13 protein-coding genes are annotated in these 12,487 nt (G+C 69.9%); 2 read left to right on the plus strand and 11 right to left on the minus strand.

Going from position 1 to position 12,487, the window contains the following annotated elements; all coding sequences use genetic code 11:
• Positions 1-6 precede the first annotated feature (6 nt).
• Positions 7-765, plus strand: coding sequence for a DeoR/GlpR family DNA-binding transcription regulator (locus tag AB0M47_RS20110; protein ID WP_363415637.1), 759 nt, complete (start codon positions 7-9; stop codon positions 763-765).
• 17 nt (positions 766-782) lie between these two features.
• Here AB0M47_RS20110 and AB0M47_RS20115 read toward each other — a convergent pair whose 3' ends face one another.
• From AB0M47_RS20115 to AB0M47_RS20135, 5 genes are read right to left on the minus strand one after another with little or no spacing between them, the layout of a single operon-like run.
• Positions 783-1,604 (minus strand): siderophore-interacting protein, encoded by an 822-nt coding sequence (locus AB0M47_RS20115; protein WP_363415640.1) that lies wholly within the window; start codon positions 1,602-1,604, stop codon positions 783-785.
• A 31-nt stretch (positions 1,605-1,635) separates the two neighbouring features.
• Positions 1,636-2,418, minus strand: coding sequence for an aldolase/citrate lyase family protein (locus tag AB0M47_RS20120; RefSeq protein ID WP_363415643.1), 783 nt, complete (start codon positions 2,416-2,418; stop codon positions 1,636-1,638).
• A complete protein-coding gene (locus AB0M47_RS20125) occupies positions 2,403-3,185 on the minus strand; it encodes a fumarylacetoacetate hydrolase family protein (RefSeq protein WP_363415646.1) in 783 nt (260 codons plus the stop codon). Before AB0M47_RS20125 ends, AB0M47_RS20120 begins: the two co-directional genes overlap by 16 nt.
• The gene (locus tag AB0M47_RS20130) at positions 3,186-3,845 is read right to left on the minus strand and encodes a GntR family transcriptional regulator (RefSeq protein ID WP_363415649.1); all 660 of its coding nucleotides are present in this window, start codon (positions 3,843-3,845) and stop codon (positions 3,186-3,188) included.
• The gene (locus AB0M47_RS20135) at positions 3,842-5,248 is read right to left on the minus strand and encodes a fumarylacetoacetate hydrolase family protein (RefSeq protein WP_363415652.1); all 1,407 of its coding nucleotides are present in this window, start codon (positions 5,246-5,248) and stop codon (positions 3,842-3,844) included. The genes AB0M47_RS20130 and AB0M47_RS20135 overlap by 4 nt, the downstream gene beginning before the upstream one ends.
• A gap of 113 nt (positions 5,249-5,361) precedes the next feature.
• Between AB0M47_RS20135 and AB0M47_RS20140 the strand changes: the two genes are divergently transcribed.
• Entirely contained in the window at positions 5,362-6,036 is a 675-nt protein-coding gene (locus AB0M47_RS20140; protein ID WP_363415655.1) for a GntR family transcriptional regulator, read from the plus strand.
• On the opposite strand, the gene AB0M47_RS20145 is transcribed toward AB0M47_RS20140, so the two are convergent.
• From AB0M47_RS20145 to AB0M47_RS20170, 6 genes are all read right to left on the minus strand, one after another.
• Positions 6,027-7,334, minus strand: coding sequence for a DUF3500 domain-containing protein (locus tag AB0M47_RS20145; RefSeq protein WP_363415658.1), 1,308 nt, complete (start codon positions 7,332-7,334; stop codon positions 6,027-6,029). The two genes, AB0M47_RS20140 and AB0M47_RS20145, sit on opposite strands and share 10 nt — an antisense overlap.
• 47 nt (positions 7,335-7,381) lie before the next feature.
• Positions 7,382-8,431, minus strand: a complete 1,050-nt coding sequence (locus AB0M47_RS20150) for an amidohydrolase family protein (protein ID WP_363415661.1) — start codon at positions 8,429-8,431, stop codon at positions 7,382-7,384.
• 52 nt (positions 8,432-8,483) lie between these two features.
• Complete coding sequence (locus AB0M47_RS20155; protein ID WP_363415664.1) at positions 8,484-10,088, minus strand: sugar ABC transporter ATP-binding protein; 1,605 nt, start codon at positions 10,086-10,088, stop codon at positions 8,484-8,486.
• Entirely contained in the window at positions 10,085-10,402 is a 318-nt protein-coding gene (locus AB0M47_RS20160; protein ID WP_363415667.1) for a hypothetical protein, read from the minus strand. The genes AB0M47_RS20155 and AB0M47_RS20160 overlap by 4 nt, the downstream gene beginning before the upstream one ends.
• A gap of 95 nt (positions 10,403-10,497) precedes the next feature.
• On the minus strand, positions 10,498-11,253 hold the full coding sequence (locus AB0M47_RS20165) for a substrate-binding domain-containing protein (protein ID WP_363415670.1): 756 nt from the start codon (positions 11,251-11,253) through the stop codon (positions 10,498-10,500).
• 57 nt (positions 11,254-11,310) lie between these two features.
• A complete protein-coding gene (locus tag AB0M47_RS20170; protein WP_363415673.1) occupies positions 11,311-12,336 on the minus strand; it encodes an ABC transporter permease in 1,026 nt (341 codons plus the stop codon).
• Between the last annotated feature and the right edge of the window lie 151 nt (positions 12,337-12,487).

Raw genomic sequence — 12,487 nt, forward strand, 5'->3', positions numbered from 1 at the left:
GTGTGCATGCTAGCCGCTGAAAGGCGGGATCACCTGCTGAAACTGCTCGCCCGCGACGGCAAGATCGTGGCTCGGAGCGTCGCGGTGGATCTGGGCATCTCGGAGGACAGCGTGCGCCGCGATCTGCGTGACCTCGCCGCCGAGGGACTGTGCCAGCGGGTCTACGGCGGAGCGCTGCCGGTGTCGCCGGCCATCGCGGATTACGCCGCCCGGCAGGCGGTCACTCCCGAGGGCAAGCGGGCGGTCGCCGCGACTGCCGCCGCGCTCGTCCGGCCGGGCAGCGCCGTGATCCTGGACGGCGGCACCACCGCGCTTGCGGTCGCTCGCGCCTTGCCGCCGGATCTGGACTGCACCGTGATCACGCACAGCCCGACCGTCGCGGTGGCGCTGCTCGACCATCCGACCGCGGAGGTCTTCCTGCTGGGCGGGCGGCTCTTCAAACACTCCGCCGTCGCCTGCGGGGCCGCCGCGATCGAGGCGGCCCAGAAGATCTCGGCCGATCTCTGCCTGATCGGCGTCACCGGCGTCCATCCCGAGGCGGGGCTGACCACCGGCGACGCCGAGGAAGCCGCGATGAAACGGGCGCTGTCCGCTCGGGCCGCGGACACCTACATCCTCGCGTCCTCCGAGAAGATCGGCACCGCCTCGCGATACCTCGTCCTGCCGTGGGAGGACGTCAGTGGGTTGATCACCGACGCGGCAGCCGATCACGCGGTCGTCGAGCAGCTCGCCACAGCCGGCGTGCACATCCTGACCGCCGGCTGACGTGCCGTACGCGTACCTCAGTCTTCGCCGAAGTCGTGGTCGGGATGGTTGGCCTGCCCTGCCTGCCAGTAACCACGAGTGGTGACCTGCGCCGAGGGGAGACCACGTTCGTCGAGCAGGTGCCGGCGGATGCGGCGGACGGCAGCTGCTTCGCAGGCGACCCACACGTCCGTCTGCGGGTCGAGGTGGGAGCCGCGGACCGCGTCGAGGAGTTCGCCGCCCCAATCGCCGGTGCCGCGGTCGTGCCAGTGGAGCTGCGCGCCCGGATGCGCGGGTAGGGCGATGCGATCGCCGGGACCTGCCACCTCCACCTCCACGCGTACGCGGGCGTCGGTGGGCAGGGCCTCGATCAGCGTCGCGATCGCCGGGAGCGCGCTATCGTCGCCGCCGATCCACCAGTCGCGTCCGGCGGGGTCCACGGAGAACCGGCCGCCGGGACCGCCGATGGCGGCGCGGTCACCGGGTACGGCGTCGCGGGCGAACTGCGCGGCGGGTCCGTCGCCGTGCAGCACGAACTGCACTTCCAGGGTCAGCGCCGCCGCATCGAAGCGCCGGGGCGTATAGGTACGCATGGTGGGCCGCCCGGTGGGCCAGCTCAGCCCGTCGGGGCCGACCGTGGGCGCGGCGACCTCGCCGTCGGCGTCGGGGAGGAAGAGCTTGATGTGGGCGGTGGGCAGCGGCGGGGTGAAGCCGGCGAGCGACGCTCCGCCGAACAGCACGGACACGATGCGGGGTGCGAGGCGTTCGACGGCGACCACTTCGACGGGTCGCGGCGGCGGCCGGTGGCCGCGACGCCCGCCGGGTTCACGAGTAGATGGGGAAGAGGCGGAGAAGGTCATAGTTGATCCTTGGAACTAGTGAAGTGGTCGGTCAGGAGCCGGCGTCGGCGTACCGCGCCGCGAGGGCCTCGGAGCCGCGGGCCAGCAGGGTGACGTCCGCGCCCACGAGGATGAAGGACGCCCCTGCGGCGAGGTAGGCGTCGGCCACCTGCGGGTCGAAAGCGTTGACGCCGACGGGTTTTCCGGCGGAGATGACGCCGGCGAAGGCCTCGCGTACGGCCGCGACGACTTCGGGATGGGTCTGCTGCCCGATCAGCCCCAGGGAGGCGGCCAGGTCGGACGGGCCGACGAGGACGCCGTCGACGCCCTCGACGGCGGCGATGTCGGCGGCTGCGGACACCGCCTCAGCGGTCTCGATCTGGACGAGCACCGACACGTGTGCGTCGGCGGTGGTGAGGTAGTCCGGAATGCGGTTCCACCGCCCGGATCGGGCCAGTGCCGAGCCGACGCCGCGCAGTCCGCGCGGCGGATAGAGCGCGGCTGCGGCCACGGCTCGTGCCTCGTCGGCGGAGGAGACCATCGGGACGAGTATCGTCTGCGCGCCGAGGTCGAGGACCTGCTTGATGAGCGTGGGGTCGGCGCTGGCGGTGCGGACGACCGGGCAGACCGGGTACGCCGCGACGGCCTGGAGCTGGGCGAGCACGGATTCCAGGCCGTTGGGCCCGTGTTCCATGTCGATGAGCAGCCAGTCCAGTCCGCCACCGGCGCAGATCTCGGCTACCAACGGGCTGCCGCTGCATACCCACATGCCGGCCAGCGGCCGGTGCGCGGCCGCGAGCGCCTGGCGAAGGTTGGCGGTCACTGGAATCGGCATGAGATCGTCCCCAGCGGTCCGTAGTCGCACAGGATCGTGTCGTTCTGCGACACCCAGACCGGGCGGGTGAACGAGCCGGCCAGGATGAGTTCGCCCGCGCCGAGCGTGGTGTCGTGCTGATGCAGCTTGTTGGCCAGCCAGGCCACTCCGGCGGCGGGATGGTTGAGGACTCCCGCGGCGACGCCCGTCTCCTCGATGGTCTCGTTGCGGTAGAGCAGGGCCGCCACCCAGCGCAGGTCGATGGCGTCGGGGCGGACCGGGGTGCCGCCGAGCACCAGGCCGCCGTAGCCGGCGTTGTCCGCGATCGTGTCCACGATGGTGCGACCGCCGAGTTCGATGTGGGAGTTGAGGATCTCCACCGCGGGCACCACGTATTCGGTGGCGCGCAGGACGTCGAAGATGGTGCAACCGGGACCGCTGAGCGGAGCGGACAGCAGGAAGGCGAGTTCGACCTCGACGCGCACGTTGGAGAACCGGTCGAACGGGATGACGGCGCCGTTCTCCCAGACGGTGTCGTGGAAGATGACGCCGTAGTCCGGCTCGGTGATGCCGGTGGCGGCCTGCATCGCCTTGGAGGTCAGCCCGATCTTGCGGCCGACGAGGCGGCGCCCTGCGGCGACGCTGCGGTCGCGCCAGATCGCCTGGATGGCGTACGAGTCCTCGACGGTGGCGTCGTAGCGGCCGGTGATGCGGGGGATGACCGACCGGGTGCGGTCGGCGTCGGCCAGTTCGGCGGCGAGCAGGGCGAGGGTTTCGGCGGGCAGCATTCAGGTTCCTTGGATGCGGTTGAGGACGGCGGACAGCGAGTTGGCCCGGTGCTGGCGTACCGCGTTCTCGATCTGGTCGAGGGGCGCGGCGGTCTCGATGAGCTCGATCAGGTTGTCGTGCTCGTCGACGGACTTGGGGGCGCGGCCGGGCACGATGGTGAAGATCGAGTCGCGCATGCTGCTCAGCCGCGCCCACTCGGTCTCCACGATCTCCAGCAGGCGGGGGTTGGGGCAGGGCAGGTACAGGGTCCGGTGGAACTCCTGGTTGAGGGTGCTGAACGACCGCGGGTCGATCTCGGCCATCCCGGCGCGCATGGTGTCGTTGAGGGCACGTGCGCGGGACAGGTCGGCCGCGGTGAGGTGGCGCGCGGCCAACGCGGTGGCGGCACTCTCCACGACGCTGATGACCTGCATCGCGTCGCGGTACTGAAGGTGGTCCACGCGCGCCACGCGGGCGCCTACGTTGTGCTCGAACGTGACCAGGCCTTCGGCGGTCAGCTGCCGGATGGCCTCGCGTACGGGGACGACGCTCATCGACAGCTGGGCGGCCAGGTCCGAGAGCACCAGCCGGTAGCCCGCGCCGTACGCGCCGTTGACGATGTTCTCGCGGATCCAGCGGTACGCCTGCTCGGACTTGCTCATCGCGGCGGCCTGGGTCACCGGTTCACCTTCTCCACACCGTCGGGCTGTTGCTGGCGTTGTTGCTCGTAGCGGCTGCGCCATCGCGCGTTCATCGGGAACAGCCCCTGAATCGGGTGCCCGGCCCGGATCTGGTCGGCGATCCAGGCGTCCTCGTCCTCCTGGGCGAGCGCGTCGTCCGCGACGGCCTCGGCCAGCGCAGGCGGGATCACGACGATCCCGTCAGCGTCGCCGACCAGGATGTCTCCTGGTTGGACGGTGGTGCCCCCGCAGGCGATCGTGAGGCCGGTGTCCCACGCGACGTGCTTACGGCCCAGCACCGCCGGATGGGCTGAAGCCGCGAACACGGCGATGCCGATGGCGGCGACGGCCTCGGCGTCGCGTACCCCGCCGTCGGTGACGATCGCCGCGGCACCCCGGGCGTGCGCGCGCAGCGCGAGGATGTCGCCGAGCGTGGCCGACCCCGTCTCGCCGCGTGCCTCGATCACCAGAACTTCGCCGGGTTCGACGGCGTCGAATGCGCGCTTCTGCGGGTTGTAACCGCCACCGTGGGCGGCGAACAGATCCTCCCGGTTGGGCAGGTAGCGCAGGGTCCGCGCGGTGCCGACGAACCGGTGGCCGGCCACCAGCGATCGCACGCCGTCGACGGTGGTGTTGTCCAGACCGCGTTTGCGCAGCTGCGCGGAAAGCCCCGCGACCGGCGCTCGCTCGAGCTTCGCGCGCAGCTCCGGCGTGAGTGCAGACCGTGGCGCGGCTGCGGCTCCGTCGGCTTCTCCCACACTGGTACGCAGCCGGCCGGAGCTGATCGGCGTACCGGGGATGTCGACCTCCACCTCGACCACATCGCCGGACCGCACGGTGGCGGAGCCGGCAGGTGTTCCGGTGAGGATGACGTCGCCGGTATCGAGGGTGAGGTGCTGGGACAGATCGGCGATGATCTGCTCGAGCCCGAAGAGCATTCCGCCGGTGGTCTCGTCTTGGACCGGCTCGCCGTTCACCCAGGTACGCACCCGCAGCGCGCGAGGATCCAGGTCGCCGGCAGGCAGCAACGCCGGTCCGAGCGGAGTGAATCCGTCGCGCCCCTTGGCCCGCAGGAGCGAGCCGCGGTCGTCGGCGTACAACTGAGGTGCTCCGAGGTCGTTGGCGGCAGTGACCCAGGCGACGTGCGCCCAGGCGTCCTCGGGCCGCACGGCGCGGGCCGGCGCGCCGATGACCAGCGCCACCTCGCCCTCGGCGCGAAGCTGGTCGGTGCCGACCGGAAGTTCGGCGTGGCCGCCACTGACGGCGATCGAACTCGACGGCTTAAGGAAGTAGGAGAGTGAGGGGCTGGACTCGCCGCTTTCGGCCGCGCGCGAGGCGTAGCCGGCGTGGACGGCGATGATCTTTCCCGGCCGGGGCCAGGACGCGTCTATCACGTCAGGCACAGGTGCTCCCGCAGGGCATGTCGGTTCGCTTTCCCGGTGGTGGATGAGGTGGAATAGTTCACGTGATCAGGTCCGTCGTCCCGGCGTCCGGGGCCGGTAAGGGGGTGGGGGTCATGCCCAGCAAGGCCGAGCAGACCTTCCAGATCCTCAAGGAACGGATCATGGACGGCACCTACGGGCCGGGCTACCGGTTGGTCATCGACCAGCTGGTCCGGGAACACCACATCAGCTCGGTGCCGTGGCGCGAGTCGTTGCGCCGGCTGGAGGCCGAGGGATGGGTGGAGATCATCCCCAACGTCGGCGCGGTCGTGCGCACCTTCGACACCAACGCCTGGCAGCTGGGCCTGAACATCCTGGCGCGGCTGGGCGGCTACGCCACGGCGCTGTCGGCGCCCGATCTGAGCCGGGACGACCTGATCGCCGCCCGGGCGCTCAACCGGCGGATGGGCGAGGCGCTGGCGGGGTTCGACCCGGCCGAGTTCGGCCGGCTCAATCGTGAGTTCCACCAGTTGCTCGCCTCGCGATGCGGGGACGAGCGGCTGCTGACGATGGTGGTCAACGAATGGGCGCGGCTGGAACTGATCCGCAAGTCGGCCTTCTGGTACGCGCCCGGCCGGGCACAGGCGTCCCTCGCCGAGCATGAAGGCATCGTCGACCTGATCGCGGCGGGCGCCGCCCCGGAGGACATCGAGGCGGCCGTACGCCAGCATGAGATCAACACGGTCGCTGCCGTCACGCAGCATGAGGCGGAGCTGGCCAAGGCGGCCGGTGCGGGCGGTCATCGCTGACCGTCGCGTTCGCGCCACCGGGCGAGCAGGGCCCGACCGTAGTCGTTGCCGTTCGGGTGGCGCAGCGTGGTGTGCACGTGGAATCGGGCCGGCAGCCGGTTGGCGAGCCAGACCCCGGCGTGGTGGTCGAGTTCGGCGAGCATGACCGGGCTGTGGATGCGGAAGTAGAACGGCTGCGTACCGTCCGTCGCTCCGTACCAGGAGAACCAGGTCTCGGTCAGGCAGGCGTCGAACTCGGCGAGCGTACGGTCGCGCTGTGCCGGGGTGAGTAACAGCAGGAAGTCGGCCGCCAGCTCACGCAGCAGGTCGCGCTGCTCGTCGTCGAGGTCGCCGGCCCGGATGCCCTCGTACGCTACGACTCGGTTGTCGCGGAAGGCCCCGGCCACATGCCGCTCGTCGGCGGGGTGCACCCGGCCCGCCGGCATCGCCGGGTCCAGCACGGACGCGTACACGATCGCCTGGCTCCGTTGCCGCTCGTTCAGCGAGCCGGCCAGGCGCAGCGCTGTCCTTTCGCGATGGTCGAACAACGGCGGTCGCGTGTCATCCCGTTGCGCCGGTTCGGCGCCGAGGAACACCGGCGCGATCACGTGCCGGCCGCCGACGCTGACGAAGTTGACCGCCACGTGGTGCCCGAACAGTTGCCAGCCCCACGGCTCGCGCGCATCCGGCGTACCGAACAGGGAGAACCAGTAGCTGCGCTCGTTCATCACAGTGGGCAGGTCGACCAGTTCGCCCAGGTAGCCGTTGAGGGACATCGCCGTGCAGACCCGCTCGTAGCCTTCGGCGCTCAGGCTGGCACGGACGACGTCGAGGACTGCGGCGACCGCCTTGTCGCCGAGATCCTCCAGCCGCAGACCGACCCGGTGGATGACGAACTCCGGGTTGCTCCACGCCCGCCACTCGTTCGCGTCCATCGCGTACGCGACGCGCCGGCGCTGCTCGTCGTCGAGCAGGTCCAGCAGCCGGTGCGCGGCTACGGCGGGCTCCGGGCCGGCCGAGTCGTCCTCGGGCAGGGCGTACAGGTTCTCGCGTACGCGGCCGTCGCTGGTGATGCCGACGAACGGTTCGCGATAGAGGACGTTCCACTGGTTCAGGAGGTCCCGCAGGAACGGCGCCTGGTAACGGTCTCGGGTGAACTCCTCGTAGTCCATCCCGCGCGCGCCCGCCAACTTCGGGTCGTCGAGATCGAACAGATGGTTCAGGTAGCTGTCGGTGGGCAGTTCGACCGCGTCGGTGCGGCCGGTGACCCGGGCGGCACTGAAGAAGCCGTCGATATCCGTGTCGGGCGTACCGTCCATGCGGTTCCTCCTTTCCTCGCACGCCTGCGCGGTGCGTGGTTCCCGGGTCAGATGGGCAGCCGGAACAGGCGCTTGGCGGTGCCGTAGAGCACCTGCTCACGGACCTCGTCGGTGACCTCGATGGTGTTCTGGAGGAAGTCGACGCCCTGGCTCATCCAGCCGTAGACGACCGGGAAGCTGGACCCGAACATGTAGTGGTCGGCGCCGTTGACCTTCAGCGCGCACTCGATCTGGTCCTTGCCCCACGAGTGCGGGTGGGTCAGGTCGAAGAAGATGTTGTTCTCCAGGCAGGACTTGATCTTCTCGCCGCCGGTCGGGTCGAGCCGCGTGATCGCCTCCTTCTTGTTGGACTGGTGCGGCGTGAGCAGCGCGGTGTTGGAGAACCAGTTGCCGCCCAGCATCGTGTGGATGAAGCGCAGGCCCGGCATCCGGTCGAACATGCCGCTGAACAGCTCACGGCCGACCGCCGTGGCCTGGTCGACGACCCGGCCGTACTCCCGGCGCAGGTTCTGATAGTCGATGACCGACCGCCACTCCACCGGCAACGGGGTGTGGTGGACGATCACGGGCAGGTCCATCCGCTCGATGACCTTCAGGTAGGGCTCGAACACCGCGTCGTCGAGGTAGAGCTGGCCGTAGTGGCAGGCCAGCTGGACACCGACGACCCCGAGCTCGTTGACGCAGCGCTCAAGTTCGTAGATGTTCTCCTTGCCGCCCCACGGCGGTACGCAGGCGGTGGAGAATAGCCGCCCGCTGGAGCGCTGGACGATGTCGTACGCGTTGTCGTTCACCGCCCGGCACGTGTCCAGGTCCAGCCACTCCTGCCACACCGGTACGCGCAGGACGCCGTAGTCGACGCCGGCGTCGTCCATCGCGGCGAGCTTGGCCTCGGCGGAGTAGTCGCCTTCGACGTAGTTGAGGTTCTGGTAGCCGGCCGGCTTCTCGAGGATCAGCTGGTGCCGCCCGTCGTCGAGGGTCGTGACGCTGGCGATCTCGCCGAAGCCACGGGGGGCGCTGTTCAGGAAGCCGTTGAGGATCTTCGGGTTGGTGAACAGATCCTCGGGGAGGTGGTGGATGTTGATGTCGACTACGGGCATTGCGCTTTCTCTCTTTCGCTTCTCGTGCGGTGTGGCTCTCGCGCGGCGGGGATCAGGATTCGGTGGGCATCCGAGAGCGCAGCCGGACCTGTGCGCTCTTGGCATAGATGGTCTTAACGATCAAGTCCGGGGTGAGGTCGCCCGCCAGCTCGTCGCAGACGGCGCCGTCGCGGAAGATCAGCAGCCGGTCGCAGAGCAGAGCCAGCTCATTCTCATCGGAACTGGCCACTAGGACGGCGCGCCCCTCCGACGCGGCGGCGGACCGGATCGCCTCGACGATCGTGTGCCGGGCCCCGACGTCCACGGCCTGGGTCGGCTCGTGCAGCAACAGCAGGCTCGGCCCGGTGGCCAGCCATTTGGCCAGCAACACCTTCTGCTGGTTGCCGCCGGAGAAGGTGCGGATCTCGGCGTGCGGACGCGGCGGGCGGATGTCGAGCTGCTCGATCCACCGGTTCGCCAGCGCCAGTTCCGACGCCGCGTTCAGCGGACGGATTCCTGGCCGCGTACAGGTCTGCGGCAGGGCGAGGTTCTCGGCCAGGCTCATCCCGGCGGCCAGACCCGCGGTCTCGCGGCCCTCGGGCACCAGCGCCAGTCCGGCGCTGATCGCCTTGGCGGGCGTGAGCGCGGGAACGTCCACATCGCCCTGCGGCAGGGTGACGGTTCCGCGGTCGGCGCGGGTGATCCCGCCGAGCAGATAGAGGACGTCGTCATAGCCCGAGCCGCCCAATCCGGTCAGCCCGACCACTTCCCCTGGGCGTACGTCCAGGGAGAGGTCCTTGACGCGCAGCCCGCCCAGCGACTTCACGCGTACTGGCTCGCCGGACAGGGCAGGTGCGCTCGGGCGGCGCTCGGCCAGGTCGTCGGCGGTACGGCCGAGCATCAATGCCGCGAGACCGGCCTTGTCCAGGCCCTCGACCTGGCGGCCGGCGACCACCGTACGCCCGTCGCGCAGCACGGTCACTCGGTCGGCGGCTTCGATGACCTCTTCGAGCCGATGCGTGATCAGCAGCGCCGCGGTGCCGGTCGCGACGATGCCGTCGAGCATGAGGAAGAACTGCTCCAGCGCCTGCCGGCCCAGCGCCCGGGTGGACTCGTCGAAGATGATGAGCCCGCTGCCGGGCTGGAAGTCCTGCAGGGCCCGGGCGATGGCGACGGTCGCGCGTTCGTCCTCGCGCAGTGCGGATACCGGACTGTCCAGCGCGATGCGGCGGCCGAGCCGTTCGAAGACCGCCTCCGCTGCCGCCCGCTCGTGCGCCCAGTCGATGCGGCGCAGCCACCGGGAACCGCGTACGCGGCCGACCCGGATGTTCTCCAGGACGGTGGCGTCGCCGACCAGGCCGAGGCTTTGGTGGACGACGGCGACGCCCCGCGCCCGGCATTCCTGCGGGCGTACGGGCAGGGTCATCGGCCGGCCGTCCACCGTAATCTGCGTTCCGGTGTCCGGTGCGTACAGGCCGGTCAGAATCTTGGCGACCGTGGACTTGCCCGAACCGTTCTGGCCGATGAGCGCATGGATCTCGCCGGGCGCCACGTCGAACGCGACGTCGTGCAGCACCCGGGTGCGCCCGAAGGTGATCGACATGTGGTCGAGGGACAGGCGGGGTGGCGCCGGCGCGGGAGTCTCGTCCCGCACCGGCGTCGTTTCGGGGCTGATCAAGACAATCCCCAGCTCTTCTTGAAGCCGTCGGTGAAGGTCGCCGGCCCGTACCACTCGCCCGAGGCCTCCGCCTCCGCGGTCAAGTTCACTCCGGCGATGGTGTCGCGAGTGAACAGCCGCACGGGAATCGTGTACTGCGGCACCGAAGCGCCGAGCATGAGGCGGATCGCCACGTCGGCGTCCACCCACCCCTGGTACGCCGACGCCTGCCCGGCGGCCGCGTACAAGAAGTCGCCGGACTTGAGCGCCTTGAGACCGCTGAGTTGGACCGAGCCGGTCAGGCCTTTGATGTCGGTGCGGCTGGTCTGCTGCACGCCGGTCTGCGTGGGCTGGAGGTACTGCTCGAACTGGGAGACGACGTAGCCGATGTTGGGGTCCTTGAGCAGCGCCGCGCTGGTCGACGGCGCGATCAGGGAGAAGTTGGCCGACGAGATCTCATTGACGGTGATCTTGCAGCCGGGGCAGTCCTGGCGTAGGTCTCCTTGCCCGCGGCGACGAACACGGCCGGCGCAGGTCCGTCGGTGCCCTGGTTGATCAGCACCCGGCCGTTGCCGTTCGAGTTGAGCGTCACCCACTTGGCGAGCGCCACCTGCATGGCCGCGCCGCTGGCCGGGATGTACGCCAAGGTCTTGGAGGCGGGCTTGTTCTGGTTGGGCAGCTGGTTGGTGTTGACCAGCGGAACACCGGCGGTCTGCGCGGCGTCGAAGGCGTTGGCGGCCAGGCCGTAGGGGATCGCGTCGGTGATGATCGCGCCGGCGCGGGCGTTGACGGCCTGGTTGACGCAGGCGCTGATGTCGGTCGGCGTCGCCTTGCCGTCACAGACCTGGATCTTGACGCCGACCGCGGTGAGCGCCGCCGTCAGCGCCTTCTGGGTGACGGCGAACTGCGGCGACTGCGCGGTGACCGGAATGTAATAGACGGTCTTGCCCGCCAGCGACGAGACGTCGGGCAGCGTCTCCGTGGGGACGGTGTAGGCCTGTTGCGCCTGGCTGAGCGCGGTGACCTCGCCGGCCAGCGCGGAATTGGCCGCCGTGGTCTCGGTCGGCGCGGCCGGGTCGGCGGAGTCCGAGCAGGCCGTCAGCGACGCGGCGAGCACCGCGACCGTGGCGACGGCGGCGAAGGAGTGCGCGGCGCGGCTGGTGGGAGCGAGACGGGTGTATCTCATGGAAAGGGCCTCCCTGATGGGTACGGGATGAGGGCGAGGGCGACTGCGGCGGCCGGGTTACCGGGACCGGCCGTGCAGCACGGTGGAGAGGGTGACCGCGACGACCAGGACGCCGCCGTAGAAGACGTTGGAGACCCAGGAGGTCGCGCCGAGCAGTTGCAGGCCCAGTACGCCGGTCGCCAGGAAGTAGACGGCGATCAGCGTGCCGAGCGGGTTGAACCGGCCGGGCTGGAGGACCGCGGTTCCCAGGAAGGTCGCCGCGAAGATGGGCAGGAGGTAGCTCTGCGAGACGTTGGGGTCGAACCCGCCGGTGGCGGCGGCCGAGAGCACGCCGCCGATGCCGGCGATGAGCCCGGCGATGGTGAACGCGCCGAGCCGTACGCGGGCCACCCGGATGCCGGCTAGCCGGCTGACCTCGCGGTTCTCCCCGACGAAGCGCATGTTGCGGCCCAGCGGCGTATAGCGCAGCAGGTAGGCGAAGCCGCCCATCAGCGCCAGGCCGTAGAAGAAGCTGATCGGCAGGCCGAGGACCGGCTGCAGCGAGATGTGCTTGAACGACGAGGGCAGGCCGCTGACGGGCATCAGGTCGCCCAGCCACAGGGCGATGCCGAGCAGGAAGGTGCCCATGCCGAGGGTGACGACGATGGTGTTGACGCCGACCTTGACCACGAGCCAGCCGTTGACGGCGCCGACCGCGAGGGAGACGGCGACGGCCACGGCGGTGGCCGCCCACACGTTCCACTGGTGATTGACGGTCAGGACGGCGACCAGCATCGCGGCGAGGCCGAAGTTCGACGCCACCGACATGTCGACGAACTCGCCGACGACGATCGTGCAGAGCAGGGCCGCGGTCAGGAAGACCAGGGCCTGCTGGCTGCCGAACACCACCCGGAAGGTGCCCTCGGTCAGGAAGGTCTCGGGCACCAGGACCGCGAACAGCGCCGCGAGCAGGACCCAGACCCCGACGACCGCGAGGCGGGCGAACCAGCCGGGTCCGGTACGCACCGAGGCGGGCGTAGCCGCGGCCTGATTCGGTGCGGCGTCCGGTACGGCCGAGGGGAGTGTTTGCGAGGTTTCTGACATGCGAGGGGACGCTCCTGTCGTACTCGGCGTCCAGCGTCAGCTACGCCGCACCGAAATCGTGTACGAAGTGATATGCGATTTACTTTGGCGAAACCATACACGGCTGGCGTCGTGACGCAAGTCCCAATCTTGGGCTTGTCAAGTCGTACTT

The sequence above is a fragment of the Hamadaea sp. NPDC051192 genome (genome assembly GCF_040682475.1).
Taxonomy (GTDB): domain Bacteria; phylum Actinomycetota; class Actinomycetes; order Mycobacteriales; family Micromonosporaceae; genus Hamadaea; species Hamadaea flava.

What these genes read in the sequence shown, in the direction of transcription:
- AB0M47_RS20125 (WP_363415646.1), bottom strand. Translation starts at nt 3,185, where the DNA reads ATGCTGCCCGCCGAAACCCTCGCCCTGCTCGCCGCCGAACTGGCCGAC.
- AB0M47_RS20145 (WP_363415658.1), bottom strand. Translation starts at nt 7,334, where the DNA reads ATGGACGGTACGCCCGACACGGATATCGACGGCTTCTTCAGTGCCGCC.
- AB0M47_RS20115 (WP_363415640.1), bottom strand. Translation starts at nt 1,604, where the DNA reads ATGACCTTCTCCGCCTCTTCCCCATCTACTCGTGAACCCGGCGGGCGT.
- AB0M47_RS20140 (WP_363415655.1), top strand. Translation starts at nt 5,362, where the DNA reads ATGCCCAGCAAGGCCGAGCAGACCTTCCAGATCCTCAAGGAACGGATC.
- AB0M47_RS20165 (WP_363415670.1), bottom strand. Translation starts at nt 11,253, where the DNA reads ATGAGATACACCCGTCTCGCTCCCACCAGCCGCGCCGCGCACTCCTTC.
- AB0M47_RS20170 (WP_363415673.1), bottom strand. Translation starts at nt 12,336, where the DNA reads ATGTCAGAAACCTCGCAAACACTCCCCTCGGCCGTACCGGACGCCGCA.
- AB0M47_RS20150 (WP_363415661.1), bottom strand. Translation starts at nt 8,431, where the DNA reads ATGCCCGTAGTCGACATCAACATCCACCACCTCCCCGAGGATCTGTTC.
- AB0M47_RS20120 (WP_363415643.1), bottom strand. Translation starts at nt 2,418, where the DNA reads ATGCCGATTCCAGTGACCGCCAACCTTCGCCAGGCGCTCGCGGCCGCG.
- AB0M47_RS20110 (WP_363415637.1), top strand. Translation starts at nt 7, where the DNA reads ATGCTAGCCGCTGAAAGGCGGGATCACCTGCTGAAACTGCTCGCCCGC.